Genomic DNA, 14745 nt, shown 5'->3' with positions numbered 1-14745 from the left:
GCCAACGTGGCCGAAGCGATCAATACCGGCGCGCGCTGCGCTCCTCGTAGGATGGCGGCGGTACCGCCACTGGCGGTTCCGCCGGTGGTGGTGGATGCTCGATCGGCGGCAAGTCCGGCGGAATGCCCGGGGGCGGCGGCTCCTCGATCGGCGGCACTGTATGGGCCGGCCGGTGGCGGGACTGGGCAAGCGGCGTCAGGAAGGTGCGCATGGGATGTCTCCGCGATGGCGATCTGCCTTCATTGAAGCAAACCCGCCACCCGAGTGCCACCAGCACGCTCATGCCCCCGCATATAAACTCAGGCGGACTGCCTGCGCACGAAGAAGAGCGCGGCGCCTACCGGCACCAGCACGTTGCCGAAGACGCGGTTCTGCCGGCGCACCGCGCGCGCATTGCGGAATTGCCTCTGCATGCGCGAGGCCAGCACGGCGAGATTGCACGGTGTTCGCACTATGCTTATGCGGCGCGCATAGATGTGCTGGTGTTCGAAGTCCCCGTCGATATCGGGCGGCTCGGCTCGCCGAGTTTCTTTTGAGATGAAGCGCTCGAACAGTAGTGCTTTCCGAGTCGGTCATGGCTTTCGACGCCGCGACGGCCGATGAGCCGGTCAATCCGCGCCAGGCCCGTCATCAGCCACTGGGCGAAGTCATTGAACTGCTCGCTCTTGTTCGTCGGCGCGTGAATCGTGCGACGCAGCTCCGACTCGTTCAGGTACTTCAGCAGGAACAGCGTGCGGACGACGCGGCCGAGTTCGCGGAATGCAAAGTACAGCTTGTTCTTGGCACTCGCTGAGCCCAGCCGCCGCAGGATGGTCGACGGGGTCATTGTTCCGGCTTTGATCGAGACCGCCACCCGCAGCATGTCGGGATAGCGGCGCTGAATCAGATTCCAGTCGATGGGCTGGCGGCAAAGGGACTCGATGTGAGCGCTTTTCCGGCGCTGGTCCGCCTTGAACAGCACCAGTCCCTTGATATTGCGCATGCGCGGCATCAGGTTGATGCCCAGCAGGTAAGACAGACCAAACACCGGCCCGCTTTGCGCCTGGGTGTCGCCATGAATGGTTACGGGTTGGATGTCGGAGCCATGGTGGATCAGCCCGTCCAGGATGTACACGGCCTCATGCACACCGCATGGAATGAAGTTGCTGAAGAGCGCGATGTACATAGCTTCGGTTCGATCCGGCAACACTTCGCGTTGAAACGGCACCTGCTGCGTGCTTTGCTCGCAAGCACCTCGCTGCGAGATTCGCTGCCTGGCACGAATTCACTGAAGTGGCCCAAAATCCATCCACTGCTTTCTGAGCAGTGGTCCGGCCGGCCACAGCCTTGCCTCGCTATCGGCAAGTTGACAACGCCGATGGCCTTGCAGACGTATGCGGGAAGTAGACTAAGCGCCATGCCGGCAGGCCGTCATGGCGCGGTTTGGCAGGCGGGGAGGGCGCCGGCTGGGCTCAGCGGCAGGCGAGGCGGCTCTGCACTTCGCGCGCGCCCAGCCTGGACATATCCTCGTTGATTTCCTCGAACACCACCTTTTGCACTTCCTTGCCAAGGTGCTCGCGCAGCATGCCGAGGAATTTCGGCGAGGCGGCGAGGCGCAGCTTGTCATAGCGCAGCTCCGTGCGTGCCTGTTCAAGATACTGGGTCAGCATGCGGGCGAACTCTTCACGCCCCTTCTCGGCCTGATCGACCCGCGTCGCCATCGAGTGCATGGGCTCACCCTTGCCGGCAAAGCGCCCCTGCGCATCGTCGCGCAGTTCGCTGTCCTTGGCCCGGCCAAGCGGATTGACAAAGTCCTGGATCTCTTCCATATCCCTTTCCATCCCATGCGCCTGGAAGATCCGCGCATGGCTGCCATCTGCGGCTAGCGTCCAGATTGTCGTCATCACTCGCTCCTTTCGTGGCGGCAGTAGCGATGTAACAAGGATAGGTTCGGGCCGGGCGATCGTCCCGGCGGCTTCGCAACGCCAAGGGGGATGGACGGTATCCCGTGCGGCCCCCCCGATGCCGCTATCCGCCGAGGATCGTGCGGGCCGCATTTCGCAGCGCCTGGTCTGAGCCGAGGGGCGCCGCTGGCTCAGTAGTTGTCCATCAGACACGCCCGATGGACAACGAGGGCATCCGTCCATGCCAGCGAAAAAATTCCTCGGTTTGCCACTTAGCCCTCACTTAGCCCCCGGTTTGGCGCGGTCTCCTGCCTGCTCCCTGTCTGGACGGCTTTCTGAGTGGCGTGGATGGCAGGGGGATGACATCGGGGGGAGGGGCGCGTTCATTCCATCTTTCTGAAAGGTAACCAGTTCAGAAGCGCACAATTGATGTCCTTGCGGGGCTTGGCTGACACGCGCACCATAGCGCCAAGAGAAGGGGATGGGGCGTTCTTTGGCCATGCTATGAGGCGAGAAGATGGATCTCCAAGGCTTCACGTACTACAGAGACCACTGGTATGAAGCGTCCGCAACATCTCCAGATGAGTCCGGACCATGGCAAGGCGAGGTGACGATCTGCACGAAAGCGACAGATGGAAAGCCGCTGAAAATCTTCGATCGCTATCCTGTCCCTGGCAGTTTCTTCAGCGAAGGGGAGGCGTGGCGGCACGCTACCGATTGGGCCAGGAAGCTGATTGACGAGCGCTGTGGCTAGCGCGCGCACTTCCGAGAGCTCGCAATGGAATACCGATACAGCGGCCGTGATATGAAAGACACAGCTTTCCTGGCCGCCCGAGGAACACGCAAATGGGTACCGAATCCCCCGCAGGCGATCTGGGCACCGCAGCGCCCAGTTTCTCGCTGCCCGCCACCGACGGCAGGACGCTTACGCTCGACGACGTGCGCGGCGAGCGTGGCGTCGTCGTGGTGTTCATGTGCAACCACTGCCCCTACGTAAAGAGCGCGCTGGCACGGCTGATCCGCGACGCGCGCGATCTCGCGCCGCTCGGCATCGGCATGGTGGGCATCAACGCGAACGACGCGCGCATCTATCCTGAGGACTCGTTCGACCGGATGGTCGCGTTCGCGGCAGACGCCGGCTTGCCGTTTCCCTATCTCTATGATGAGACGCAACAGGCGGCCCGCGCATATGGTGCGGTCTGCACGCCCGAGTGCTTTGGCTTCGATGCGAACCTACGGCTGTGTTACCGGGGTCGCGTGGACGCGTCGCGCAAAGACCCGCTGGCCGGTGCGCCGCGCGACCTCTTCGAAGCGATGCGGCAGGTCGCGCAGACCGGCGAGGGTCCCGCGCAGCAACACCCGGCCTTTGGCTGTTCGATCAAGTGGAAGCTGGAAACCTGACGCCGCAGAAAGTCCAGGTGCGATACGGTCTGGCCGCTCGCGGCATTGGTGGACCGCCCGCGCAACGCATCGGTGCGGCGACGCGCGCATTCGACCTCGTGGCCGCTAAAGCGATGCGATGAACTCATTCCATGGAGTCCCTAGCAGGTGAGGTGCAGGATCGCGTTCGTGCCGCCGGGGTGCTTCTCGAGCGTCGCAATGGCCTTGGCGGTGGGCGCAATAACCAGTTTCACCTGGCGATTCTTGGCCTCCTGCTTCACCTCATCCATGACCGGCAATGCCCCGCTGCCTGTGCCAATCACTAGCCGGCTGCAGTTCCAGGGAATGTCTTCCCTGACCGACAGCGGCGTATGCCCGAAGGCCTCGCGGAATGGCTTGGATGGCCCCTTCTTGCGCTTGCGGACCTTGCCTTGGTCGATGACTACATCATGCTCGTACGTTATGCCATCAATGCAGATGGAGCCGAAGGAGAATGCCTCAAAGCGCATACGCACCTCCACACTGGCCATGCCGCGCGACGGACCGGCACGATGCACGATTATTGTAGGTCGCCAGAACCCGCCGGACTCCGCCACTCTGCCAGATGCCGCCAGCCTGATTTGCACCTGGCATGATCGTCGCCAAGAATCATTAATGTCAGCGTCCCGTTTGCGCTAGGTTTTCGCTTGTTCTGACACTGACAGGATGGGCTGCAGCTCTATATTCGTACATGGACTCCCGCCTATGAGCAAGGGTGGTTTGCACTTTGAAGGTCACTACTGCGTCCGTACATTCGGCTTCTGACGTGTCGCGTGTGGACACGAGCCATCATGGAAATGTGCGCGCTTGTTCCTCATCGGCCTTCTGGCTTCGAAATGCAGCCGTCGGATATATCAGGATCTGCAAGCGCCGGTCCGACCCGTTCGCCATGCTTGCCACGTCTTGCAGAAGTGAAGCGTACTAACAACTAACAATGGCGCTGTCAACTTGGCGGTAGTGAGACAAGGCAGTGCCACGCGGGACCACTGATCAGAAAGGAGTGGATGGATTTTGGGCCACTTCAGTGAAGTCATGCCAGGCAGCGAATCTCGCAGCGAGGTGTTTGCGATAGAGCGAAGCGCGCAGCAGATGGCCGCTTGACGGCGAAGTGCTGGCGGATCGGACCGAAGCTCGAGAGGAAAGCCTGCGTACAATCAGCCAGCCGGAAACCGCGGATGCGCCGTTCGCGTTCGCGTGTTGGCTGGTGACTGTTCTCGGCGCGGTTATTCACGCGAGCGCTGGCTTTGACGAACACATGTTTAACGTTCGCCAGTTCGGGAATCTCGGCTTTGGCTGCTGAGTAGCTGCGCAACTGGTCGGTGACAATCTTGCTCGGTGTCTCGGAACAAGCTGCCAGCACACGCTTGAAGAACCGTTTCGCACCAGCCTTGTCCCGGCGTTTCTGCAGCAAGATGTCGAGTTCGGCGCCATGCTGATCGACGGCACGCCACAGCAGGTAGGGTGCCGCGCAGCGTCACGAACACCTCGTCGAGATGCCAGGTTGAGCCCGGCTTGCGGCGTGCGGATCTGACGCGATGCGCAAAGCCCGCGCCGAATTTGTCACACCAACGCCGGATCGTTTCATAGCTGACGACAACGCCACGCTCAAACAGCAATTCTTCGATATCGCGCAGGCTCAGTTGAAAGCGAAAGTACCAGCGCACCGCTTGGCTGATGACCGCCGCCGGAAATCGATGGCCGTAATAGAGAGAGCGACTTTGTCTGCATCGCTGGATCTTACGCTATGCACTGGCCAACGTGACAAAGCCATTGCAGCCGCAGCCCTTGCTCCGGGGGAGGCAACACGCATTCAGCGTGGCGTGCGCGACAACGTCAAACTCCGTCGGCAGTTGTGGCCGGCGACCTCCGTGCGGCCGGCTATATGGGCAGTGACACCACTGCAGGTGCAATAGCAGTCATTACGCGAGCGGATCTGGTCCACTTCTTGTCGAGCACGGCGACGACCATCAGCCCAAGCGACGGGCTCAGAATCAACGAGAAGATAAACCATACGGCGCCGGAGCGTCCCAGTGCGTTGGCAAAAAGGCCAACCGCGAAGGAGCAGGTGATCCAAGCAACAATTGCAAACATGGCGGTCCATGAGTCAAAGTGATCGCCACGCGAAACGGCGAGCCACCAGTATGGGCACTACTGCAATCAGTAGCACTTGGGGAAAGGCATTAAGGGAAAGCGCTAAATGGAGATTGCGCCAAAGCAGGGGCAGACGACCGGGCTGCTATCGAGAGGCCAATAAGGCACCTAAAAGGACGATGGGCAGGCATTGAACAATCCTCGAGGGAGGAAACCGCGGGTGCAGACTATTCGCTGGAAGCCGTAGCAAGTCGCCAGCCGACACCCAGAGCTGCGAACGAGCCGAAGCTACCGCGCTTCCTCGGTGTCAGTACTTGTCTGTCCTGCGTAACCAAATCGCTTGATGACAGATTTGCACCCGACTTGGGCCGTTAGAACGACTCCATCTAGTGCCCTCCGCTTGGGCCGGCACGCGACTGGCCATTTTCAAGAGCCGAACACCCGTGACCGACCTTGAGCCATATAAATGCGCAGTGCCGAAGGGCTGAGTCGCCGAGATGCGGTCATCCGCTTTGTAAGTGTCGATGGCCGTATTCTGGCGATAAAAAGGGCCGACAGCGCAGACACTTCGCCCCAGGAAGGCGAAAAGAGCCACTTTGCCGCCCGTCAAACCGGGGAGTTACTGCGCAGTCAAATCCCGACGTCAAGCCCGGCACCACGGCCCTTGCATGGGACACCATTGCGCTCTAAGTTGGAGACATCCGCCCTGTGATGGCAGGGCCGCAGTGTGCAACCGGAGACAATAATGACAACCCCGATTTCTGTCGTAAAAACAGCCTATGAAGCGTATGGCCGCGGCGACGTCAATGCCATCCTCGATCTGGTGGCCGACCAGGTCGACTGGAAGATGGTAGGGCCGCCTCAGATTCCCTACACGGGGCAGCGCAACAACAAAGCCGAAGTCGCCAGCTTCTTCGCGCAACTCGCACAGGCGGATGACACGGAAATCTTCGAACCACGCGAGTTTATCGAGTCAGGTGAGCATGTGGTTGTACTCGGCTTCCTACGGGGGACCACACGTCCTGAAGGTAAGCTGGTTGAAACCGAATGGCTGCACATCTTCACGGTCGTCGACGGCAAGATTCGGCGCTGGAAGGGTTTTGCCGATACGTCGCTCCGCTTTTTATAAGGTATGACTGGCAATCTTCCGCCACTCGGCTGCCTACCTGAGATCGCATTTTGCTTTGCCATTTTCCTAGCTTCCGAGGACCCGCAACGAGAAATCGCATGCGGGCTTTCGTGTCTTTCCTCCGAACACACCGGCCGATTCGTTGCGATGTATTTATGTCGCGAAATATGGCGCCAGGTGGTCGTCCGTTTGTCCTCGAAAGTCCGTTAGCTTGGCGGGAGTCGACATTCGAACGCCCGAGTGATCGCGGGACCAACGACCCTTCATGGCCGTAAGGGGTTTTTCTCGGTCGAAGTGAGTCCGGCCGGCCTCATTGGCTCCAAAGCGAACCCATGACAAAGTAAGATGTTTCCCACCCATGATGCTGCGGCCATGCACTTCAATGATGGCAGAATGGCGTGTGTCCGCTCTCCCGGTCACTGGTTTGCCGCGAAGGCACGCCTCGCGAGGTTAATGACATTGTGCTGACCCTTACAGACGTCTCCAAGACATACAACGGTACTCGGCCACGCACCGTTCTCCGTGGAGTCAGTCTTGCGCTGGACGCCGGCGAATATGTCGCCGTCATGGGCGAATCGGGCGTCGGCAAGTCAACGCTGCTACACCTGATTGCCGGCCTGGATCGGCCCGACAGTGGCCACATCCAGTTCGACGGGCATGATCTGGGCACGCTGGGCGACGATGCAGCGACCTTGCTGAGGCGGCAAAAGATGGGATTTGTGTTCCAAGCCTTTCACGTGCTGCCGAATTTGAGCGCTGCGCAAAACGTGGCTCTGCCGCTGTTATTGAATGGAATCGAGCGGGAAAAGGCGGCGGCGCGCGTTGCCGAGATGCTCGCTGCGGTTGGGCTCGAGGGGCGCGAGGACAGTTTGCCGCGCGAGCTTTCCGGTGGGGAACTGCAGCGGGTTGCGATTGCGCGTGCCCTGGTACACCGGCCGATGCTGCTACTGGCAGATGAGCCGACTGGCAATCTTGATCACGATACGGCTGCGCGGGCCCTAAGCCTGCTGCGCGAACTGGTCAACGCAAACGGCACGGCCGCGATTATCGTCACGCACTCGGCACTGGCTGCGGCGACCGCAGATCGCGTCTTGCAATTGACGCCAGGCGGATTGATGCCGCTGGGGGCACAGCCGCCCACGAACGCGGTCGCCTGAGCCATGCGAACGCCGCGCTCACTCGGCCTTGCACTGCTCCTCGGCGAATTGCGCGCCCATCCCGGACGTGCCATCGTAGGCATCCTCGCCGTGGCCATCGGTGTGGCAATGGGCTATGGCGTGCATCTGGTCAACCACGCTGCGCTGGCGGAGTTTTCCCAGGCGGTGCGCTCCTTGATGGGGAATGCTGATCTGGAGATCCGCGGGCCGCGCACGGGCTTCGACGAATCGCTCTATCCGCGTATCGCGCGCCTGCCGGAGGTGGCGGCGGCCAGCCCGGTGGTGGAGGTCGATGCGGGGGTGCCAGGGCGCACCGGTGCGCTAAAGCTGTTTGGCATTGATGTGTTCCGGGCGGCGCCCCTGGCACCCAATCTGATCGGGCGGCCGGTAGAAGAACGCGCGGGCAAACTCGACGTTCTCGATCCCGACACCGTGTTCCTTTCGCCGGCGGCGCTGAGGTGGCTCGATCTTAAGCCCGGGGACCCGCTCAACGTGCAAGTGGGGCTCACCCTGCTTACGCTGCGTATTGCTGGCACGCTGCCGGCGGCGGGCGAGGGCCTGCGACTGGGCGTGATGGATATCGGTGCGGCGCAGTGGCGCCTCAACCGGCTCGGCCTGCTGCAGCGGATCGACGTCAAGCTAAGGCCGGGAGTGGACACCGACAACTTTGCGCAAGCGCTGGCCGCGCTGCTGCCGCCAGGCGTGGTGGCGGGTTCGCCCCAGGACAACGTGCGCCGAACTTCCAGCCTGTCGCGCGCCTATCGGGTGAACCTGAACGTGCTTGCTCTGGTGGCATTGTTCACTGGCGCCTTCCTGGTGTTTACGATGCAGGCCGTATCAATGCTGCGGCGGCGCTCTCAGTTGGCACTGCTGCGCGCCTTGGGGGTGACGCGCGCTGGTCTCCTGCGGCTGCTGCTGGCGGAAAGCGCGGCTCAAGGCGTATTCGGCGCGATACTCGGCCTGGCGCTTGGCTTCGCCCTGGCCGCTGCGGTGCTCGCTTATGCAGGCGGCGATCTGGGCGGTGGCTACTTTGAAGGTGTACGGCCCAAGGTCCGCTTCGATGCGCTGCCAGCACTGATCTTTTTCGTGCTCGGCCTGTCGGCGGCGGTACTCGGCAGTCTCGCGCCGGCATGGGAGGCCGCCCGCGCGCGGCCGGCGCAGGCGCTCAAGGCAGGCGATGAGGAGACACCGCTCAAGCGGCTGCGCTCGCCGTGGGCCGGGCTTGCTGCGATGGCAGCCGGTTTTGCGTTGACCCCACTGCGGCCGGTGGCGGATCTGCCGGTCTTCGGTTATGCCGCGATCGCCCTGCTATTGGTGGGCGCCATCCTGCTGATGCCACGGCTGGCGCATCTCATGTTCGGCTTGCTGCCTTCTTCGCAACGGGCTGTACCGCAGCTTGCCCTGACCCAACTTGCCGGAGCACCGGGTCGCGCGTCGATCGCCCTGGCCGGCATTGTCACCAGTTTTAGCCTGATGGCCTCGATGGCGATGATGGTGACAAGCTTCCGCATCTCGGTGGACGATTGGCTTCAGAATGTCCTTCCGGCCGATCTCTATGTGCGTGCTTCGTCAGGCGGCGATAGCGCGTATTTCTCGCTTGACGACCAAGCGGCCATCGCCAGCGTTCGTGGCGTTGCGCGTGCCGAGTTTCTCCGTTCGAGCCAGATCCTGCTTGATCCCCAGCGTCCCCCCATAACGGTCATCGCCAGGCCAATCGATCCGCGCAATCCGGGCGCCCGGTTGCCGCTGACGGCCGCGCCCGTCGCGGGGCAGCCGGGTGATCCGCCTGCGGTATGGGTCAGCGAGGCGATGGTCGATCTCTATGGCTTTCGCCCGGGGCAACGTATCACGCTGCCGCTGCAGGGGCGGTCCGTCGCCTTCCTCGTAGGTGGCGTGTGGCGCGATTATGCACGCCAGTATGGTACGGTGGTGATCAGCCAGGATGTTTATCGGCTGCTCACGGACGATCGGCGTGTCACTGACGTTGCCTTGTGGCTGGAGCCGGGCACCGGCCCGGCACAGGTCAAGGAGAGGCTGCGCCAGCGCGTCGCCGGCGGTGAACACATTGTCTTCGCCGAGCCCGGCGAGATTCGCACTATCACTCTGAAAATCTTCGACCGCAGTTTTGCGGTGACCTACTTGCTGGAGGCCATCGCGGTTGTGATAGGCCTGTTCGGCATCGGCGCCAGCTTCAGCGCGCAGGGCTTGGCGCGCGCGCGCGAATTTGGCATGCTGCGTCATCTCGGCTTCATGCGTTGGCAGATCGGCGCGATGCTGGCGTTGGAGGGCGCGTTATTGGCTCTGCTTGGCGTGGCCGCCGGTCTTGCGTTGGGATGGGTCATCGCCTTGATCCTGGTTCACGTTGTCAACCCGCAGTCGTTCCACTGGACTATGAACTTGCATGTGCCTTGGGCATTTCTGGGCCAGGTGGCGAGCGCGGTGGTGGTGGTGGCCTCGCTGGCCGCGCTGGCGAGCGGACGGCAGGCGATGTCGCGGAGCGCCGTGCGCGCGGTGCGGGAGGATTGGTGAAGCGGCGCTCATTCCTGCTGCTATTGCCAGGTTTCGGTGTGGCGGGTGTGGCGCCAGGCGCAGCGCCCGCTTATCCGCCCGTCGACGCAGGTCGAACCTTGGCCTTCCCGCGCGATCACGGCGCGCACCCCGACTATCGTACCGAATGGTGGTATGCGACCGGCTGGCTGCAGACGCAGGCAGGAGCGCCGCTCGGCTTCCAGATTACGTTTTTCCGCACACGCCCGCAGTTCGACCAGGCCAACCCAAGCCGCTTCGCACCTAAGCAACTGCTGTTCGCCAATGTCGCACTGAGCGATCCCATAGTCGGCAAGCTCCAACACGACCAACGCGCGGTGCGCAGCGGCTTTGGCCTTGCGCTTGCCGATACATCCGACACCGACGTGTACATCGACGACTGGTCGCTGCGCCGCGATATGGCGGGGCGCTACCGAGCCAGATTTCCCGCGCGGGACTTTGCGCTCGAGCTGTCAATGGAGCCAACCCAGCAGTTGCTGCTACAGGGCGACCAGGGTTACAGCCGCAAGGGCCCTCTGGCGCGCCAGGCGAGCTACTACTACAGCCAGCCGGGACTCAAGGTGAGCGGCAGCTTGAAACAGGGCAGCCGGCAGGAAGCCGTGCGCGGTACTGCCTGGCTGGATCACGAATGGTCGTCGACCTTGCTGGCCGGTGAGGCTGTCGGCTGGGACTGGCTCGGCCTCAACCTGGATGATGGCGGCGCGTTGATGGCCTTTCAGATCCGGGACAAGGCGGGGCGCAAGTTCTGGGGAGGCGGCACGCTGCGCGGCGGTGACGGCCGCGTGCAGGTACTCGCTCCTGAAAAAGTCAACTTCATGCCGGTGCGCCGTTGGCGCTCGCCGCGTACAGGCACCAGCTATCCAGTGGCCATGCGTTTGAAAGCAGGCGATCTCACGCTCGAACTGATACCGCTGATGGATGATCAGGAACTCGATAGCCGCGCCAGCACCGGCGCGGTTTATTGGGAGGGCGCGGTGACTGCGTTGCGGACGGGCAAGGCGGTGGGACGGGGCTATCTCGAATTGACCGGGTATTTCCAGCGCATCAATCTTTGACTTGAGGCACGTCCCCGGGCAAATTGAGCAGCCGGTTGGAGCACCCGCCGGCGGCACCGCCTGCAGTAAACCAGATGGCTCTGACCGACTGAGGCCGTGTGGAAACGTCTCTCGAGCCGCACAACGCGCGTCCCTTTCCTGGCTCTGCTGATCAAGCAAATACTTCGATCGCCATAGTCCAGCACGCCGCATCGGATCACCCCGCGGTTTCCTCCCTCACAGCGTCGGGCCGAGCGCGCTGAAGCCGAAGCGGCATTGGTGTGCTAGTTGCTGGCAGAGTTGCGGGTGGCGTCGCCTGAGCGAGACGGTGGTGCGGGGCGGCGCAAGGCCGGGCCCCGATCGGACATACGCTTGATGTACGAGATCACCTCGTCAGCTGACGAGAGGATTGCGGCAGCCGACATCGCGAAGATTGTCCGGATGCGGTCCTTCCTCGATATCGCCCACGCAGGACGGTACGAGAACCCCATTGGAAGCTGTCGATCGTCGACGCACGGATACAGCCGCTGGTATTGCAACCGGTGATGATTACGGTCTCGACGCCCTCACGGATGAAGTAAGGCACGACCGGCGACTGTTAAAAAAAGGTTGACGGGCCAGACTTGCAGACGACGATGTCTTAGTTCTTGTCGTAGCTTCTCGGACCCAGCTCCGAGCTGGGATGGTCCAGCCGGAATTGCTCTCGCACTGCCGAAATCTTCCAGTGAGGCATGTCGCGCTCGGACTTGTACGCGGTGAAGCAACTGGCGACAGGCATGTTGTGCTGGCGTGCGACGTCGAGCAGCCGTGCCGTGTTCTGCAGGCCCCGCCTAGTTCCGATCCTCGCGGAACACGGGCGTTTCACGGACTCGGGGCTATTGAAACGCCTGGACGACAAGTTGTTCTGGGGCATCGCCGCGGGCGCGAGCGAGCATCGCGACGATTCCTACGCCAAAGCCCTATGGATGTTTTGCGGAGATGGCCGATGACGATGGCTTCCCGGTGGGCGCTATCGGTCCATCAACTCATTTATGATGTTGTAGTCACAAAAGGAAAATATCGCGCCATTTCCGTGGCGCGATTTAGATGATCGCGCCATAATCGCGCCACCCATACCGATAAATCGCGCCACGCAAGATATGCCCGTCCCGGTAGACATAGTCGCCAGCATCCGCACTGCTAAAAGTGGTCTTAGCATCACAGAAATTTTGACGCGACATCCAGAGCTTTCCCGCCGAACGGCGCAGCGCTGGCTCAACGAGATGGTGGCGGATGGCCGAATTATCGCTAATGGCGCTGGACGGGCGCGTCGCTATGTAGCCCCGTCGCTTGGGGCTGCTCCCACGGTCGCCAGCGAGGACGCATTTCCTCGTCATATTCCGCTTTCTGCAGATAGTCGTGACATCCTCGACTATGTCGAGCGACCTTTGGAGGCGCGTAAGCCAGTGGGATATCAGCGTGATTTCTTGGAATCCTACCAGCCGAACCGAACTTGGTATCTACCGGAGCCGTTACGGCGCCAGTTACGCAAGATGGGGGATACCGGGCAGACACAATTGCCGGCTGGAACTTACGGCCGGGCAATTTTGAACCGCCTGTTGATCGATCTGTCCTGGGCCTCCAGCCATCTCGAGGGAAATACCTATAGCCGACTCGATACGAGGGAGCTGATCGAGCATGGCCGGGTTGCCCAAGGCAAGGCCGCTATCGAGACGCAGATGATCTTGAACCACAAGGCAGCTATTGAACTCCTGGTCGACAACGCCGATACAGCCGGGTTCAACCGGTACACGCTGCTCAACCTGCACAGTGCATTGGCCGAAAACCTGTTGCCAAACCCTGCTGACGAAGGTCGCTTGCGTTTGCACGGGGTCGAGATTGGCAAGAGCATCTACCGTCCGCTGGCTGTCCCGACGCAGATCGCTGAAATACTGGATCTGATGCTGGATAAGGTGAACGGCATTGAGGACCCGTTTGAGCAATCGTTCTTTGTCATGGTGCACTTGCCATATCTGCAACCTTTCGCCGACATCAATAAACGGACTTCCCGGCTTGCGGCCAACCTGCCGCTGATTCGCGCCAATCTCTGCCCACTGACCTTTCTTGACGTGCCGGAGCCGGCTTACAGCCGTGCGGTACTTGGTGTTTACGAACTCACACGCATCGAACTGATGCGTGATCTATATATGTGGGCCTACGAACGGTCGACGCAGGAGTACCTGGCAATCAAGCAGGACCTGGCCGAGCCCGACCCGCTGCGTCTGGCTTGGCGCGAGATCATTAAACAAGCAGTTCGGGAAGTGGTGCGACAACCCGAACGCGATCCAGTCGAGGTGATCAGGAGCTGTTTGCCACCAGACCAGCTAGGTCCAGATCGTGACAATGTCGAGGCGCTTGTAATCGAGGAGCTTCGGCGGCTACATGAAGGCGTACTAGCACGGTACGGCCTGCGCCCGTCCGAATTCATTGAATGGCAAGCGCGCCAGCGGCCAGAGTGGGTAGGCAAGCTTCAGTAACTCTACGACGCGTGCATCGAGTGCGATGAAATCTTCTGTCTTTGAGCCACCTTTCGAGATCCGCGCTTCCTATGCTGAAACGGCGGTAGCCATTGAATGCCCGAGGCCGGGCATCGAGTCCGGCATGCAACGCACCATGCGGGACATAGGGATGCCTCATCTCTGATTTCACGATCGCGAAGCTAAGGGCCATACGGCAACGCGTCCTGCTTCCCGAGCATCTACGCCCCGCGCGAGCAGCAGGCTGCTTGCAGTTGACATAACAACCGGACACCGTTTTTTGTTTGTCAGCCCTGTCGTTATGTCAGATGCCGACGGTAACCCAAACGCCGCTCGACACCGAGCGCGCCTCAGCCGTCCGCCGACGTGCCCTCGCTAGGAAGGGGCGCAAATTCGAAATGGGCGCTGCTGCTCGCCCAGACTTCTTCTCCGTTCTTATAGAAGGTGACGCATGTACCGTCGCCAAAGCAGTGGTCGCCCCGGGACATTTCGTCATGGCTGTTCGGATCGGCCAGTGGGAAGGGCGCGTGGGGCGTGGCCCAGTAGTGGCGGGGGAAGTTCGGAAAATAGTTCAAACGGAAGAGCGTCCGTCGTCCGCTCTCTCCGTCGTTGGTTTGCGTAGATCTGTTCCCGAAATGGAGCAACCCTTCAATACTTGATTTCCCGCTTGTCCTGGCGCCCCTCTTGCTTCGTGTTGCGCTTGTCCTGCCTGCACTCTGCGTTGCTCTTCTGGTTTGCAGTCCTGCAGTCGATCTTGCCGGAGCGCGCCTCCTGTTTGGCAGCCTGGTTTGCATCCCGGCCTTGTTGCCGCTGCTGCGATTGTTCGGTGGCGAGGCAAGCGCCGGCCAGCACCAGCAGCCCCATTCCGGCCAGCAACCTGCCTGTCCAACTCCAACGTCCAGATTTGACCATCTTCACGCTCCCTTGCTTGGTGGAAACTGTTTTCAGCTAACGCCCCATTCGCGCGTC

12 protein-coding genes and 5 pseudogenes are annotated in these 14745 nt (G+C 61.4%); 8 read left to right on the top strand and 9 right to left on the bottom strand.

The features are described from left to right. Positions 1-19 precede the first annotated feature (19 nt). The 4 genes and pseudogenes from AC3FNH_RS24685 to AC3FNH_RS24670 all read right to left on the bottom strand — a co-directional run. Positions 20-211: a hypothetical protein gene (locus AC3FNH_RS24685; protein WP_276103614.1), complete on the bottom strand. Its 192-nt coding sequence runs from the start codon at positions 209-211 to the stop codon at positions 20-22. Between the two features lie 88 nt (positions 212-299). Continuing rightward, positions 300-431, bottom strand: a pseudogene (locus tag AC3FNH_RS24680) (lysine transporter LysE); the annotation flags it as partial. A 48-nt stretch (positions 432-479) separates the two neighbouring features. After that, positions 480-572 (bottom strand): annotated as a pseudogene (locus tag AC3FNH_RS24675) (hypothetical protein); the annotation flags it as partial. Positions 573-622: 50 nt separating this feature from the next. Continuing rightward, a pseudogene (locus AC3FNH_RS24670) lies at positions 623-1162 on the bottom strand (Tn3 family transposase); the annotation flags it as partial. A 3-nt stretch (positions 1163-1165) separates the two neighbouring features. Here AC3FNH_RS24670 and AC3FNH_RS24665 point away from each other — a divergent pair. Next, positions 1166-1302 (top strand): annotated as a pseudogene (locus AC3FNH_RS24665) (IS6 family transposase); the annotation flags it as partial. A 149-nt stretch (positions 1303-1451) separates the two neighbouring features. Here AC3FNH_RS24665 and AC3FNH_RS24660 read toward each other — a convergent pair. Further along, positions 1452-1883 carry a host attachment protein gene (locus tag AC3FNH_RS24660; protein WP_488721919.1) on the bottom strand — a complete coding sequence of 144 codons (432 nt, stop codon included), beginning with the start codon at positions 1881-1883 and terminating at the stop codon, positions 1452-1454. A 517-nt stretch (positions 1884-2400) separates the two neighbouring features. On the opposite strand from AC3FNH_RS24660, the gene AC3FNH_RS24655 reads away from it, so the two are divergent. After that, entirely contained in the window at positions 2401-2637 is a 237-nt protein-coding gene (locus AC3FNH_RS24655; RefSeq protein ID WP_276103617.1) for a hypothetical protein, read from the top strand. Between the two features lie 92 nt (positions 2638-2729). Continuing rightward, complete coding sequence (locus tag AC3FNH_RS24650; protein ID WP_488721918.1) at positions 2730-3284, top strand: thioredoxin family protein; 555 nt, start codon at positions 2730-2732, stop codon at positions 3282-3284. A 140-nt stretch (positions 3285-3424) separates the two neighbouring features. On the opposite strand, the gene AC3FNH_RS24645 is transcribed toward AC3FNH_RS24650, so the two are convergent. The 3 genes and pseudogenes from AC3FNH_RS24645 to AC3FNH_RS24635 form a co-directional block, all read right to left on the bottom strand. Continuing rightward, positions 3425-3772, bottom strand: coding sequence for an MTH938/NDUFAF3 family protein (locus AC3FNH_RS24645; RefSeq protein WP_488721917.1), 348 nt, complete (start codon positions 3770-3772; stop codon positions 3425-3427). Between the two features lie 520 nt (positions 3773-4292). After that, a pseudogene (locus AC3FNH_RS24640) lies at positions 4293-5038 on the bottom strand (IS6 family transposase). Positions 5039-5180: 142 nt separating this feature from the next. Continuing rightward, a complete protein-coding gene (locus AC3FNH_RS24635; protein WP_276103622.1) occupies positions 5181-5393 on the bottom strand; it encodes a hypothetical protein in 213 nt (70 codons plus the stop codon). Between the two features lie 745 nt (positions 5394-6138). Here AC3FNH_RS24635 and AC3FNH_RS24630 point away from each other — a divergent pair. The 5 genes from AC3FNH_RS24630 to AC3FNH_RS24610 all read left to right on the top strand — a co-directional run bounded on the left by AC3FNH_RS24630 (position 6139) and on the right by AC3FNH_RS24610 (position 13776). Beyond that, positions 6139-6522, top strand: a complete 384-nt coding sequence (locus AC3FNH_RS24630; RefSeq protein WP_488721916.1) for a nuclear transport factor 2 family protein — start codon at positions 6139-6141, stop codon at positions 6520-6522. Positions 6523-6983: 461 nt separating this feature from the next. Next, entirely contained in the window at positions 6984-7679 is a 696-nt protein-coding gene (locus AC3FNH_RS24625) for an ABC transporter ATP-binding protein (RefSeq protein WP_488721915.1), read from the top strand. 3 nt (positions 7680-7682) lie between these two features. Next, positions 7683-10208 carry an FtsX-like permease family protein gene (locus AC3FNH_RS24620; protein ID WP_488721914.1) on the top strand — a complete coding sequence of 842 codons (2526 nt, stop codon included), beginning with the start codon at positions 7683-7685 and terminating at the stop codon, positions 10206-10208. Beyond that, complete coding sequence (locus AC3FNH_RS24615; RefSeq protein ID WP_488721913.1) at positions 10205-11281, top strand: lipocalin-like domain-containing protein; 1077 nt, start codon at positions 10205-10207, stop codon at positions 11279-11281. Before AC3FNH_RS24620 ends, AC3FNH_RS24615 begins: the two co-directional genes overlap by 4 nt. Positions 11282-12399: 1118 nt before the next feature. Continuing rightward, entirely contained in the window at positions 12400-13776 is a 1377-nt protein-coding gene (locus AC3FNH_RS24610) for a Fic family protein (RefSeq protein ID WP_488721912.1), read from the top strand. Between the two features lie 648 nt (positions 13777-14424). On the opposite strand, the gene AC3FNH_RS24605 is transcribed toward AC3FNH_RS24610, so the two are convergent. Then, a complete protein-coding gene (locus AC3FNH_RS24605; RefSeq protein WP_488721935.1) occupies positions 14425-14688 on the bottom strand; it encodes a hypothetical protein in 264 nt (87 codons plus the stop codon). Positions 14689-14745 lie beyond the last annotated feature (57 nt).

This window comes from Cupriavidus sp. 22TCCZM01-5 (genome assembly GCF_057798915.1).
This window is presented reverse-complemented; position numbering and strand designations above follow the sequence as displayed.

Coding starts and splice junctions, on each gene's coding strand:
- AC3FNH_RS24685 (WP_276103614.1), bottom strand. CDS start 211: ATGCGCACCTTCCTGACGCCGCTTGCCCAGTCCCGCCACCGGCCGGCC.
- AC3FNH_RS24645 (WP_488721917.1), bottom strand. CDS start 3,772: ATGCGCTTTGAGGCATTCTCCTTCGGCTCCATCTGCATTGATGGCATA.
- AC3FNH_RS24605 (WP_488721935.1), bottom strand. CDS start 14,688: ATGGTCAAATCTGGACGTTGGAGTTGGACAGGCAGGTTGCTGGCCGGA.
- AC3FNH_RS24635 (WP_276103622.1), bottom strand. CDS start 5,393: ATGTTTGCAATTGTTGCTTGGATCACCTGCTCCTTCGCGGTTGGCCTT.
- AC3FNH_RS24650 (WP_488721918.1), top strand. CDS start 2,730: ATGGGTACCGAATCCCCCGCAGGCGATCTGGGCACCGCAGCGCCCAGT.
- AC3FNH_RS24620 (WP_488721914.1), top strand. CDS start 7,683: ATGCGAACGCCGCGCTCACTCGGCCTTGCACTGCTCCTCGGCGAATTG.
- AC3FNH_RS24610 (WP_488721912.1), top strand. CDS start 12,400: ATGCCCGTCCCGGTAGACATAGTCGCCAGCATCCGCACTGCTAAAAGT.
- AC3FNH_RS24655 (WP_276103617.1), top strand. CDS start 2,401: ATGGATCTCCAAGGCTTCACGTACTACAGAGACCACTGGTATGAAGCG.
- AC3FNH_RS24660 (WP_488721919.1), bottom strand. CDS start 1,883: ATGACGACAATCTGGACGCTAGCCGCAGATGGCAGCCATGCGCGGATC.
- AC3FNH_RS24630 (WP_488721916.1), top strand. CDS start 6,139: ATGACAACCCCGATTTCTGTCGTAAAAACAGCCTATGAAGCGTATGGC.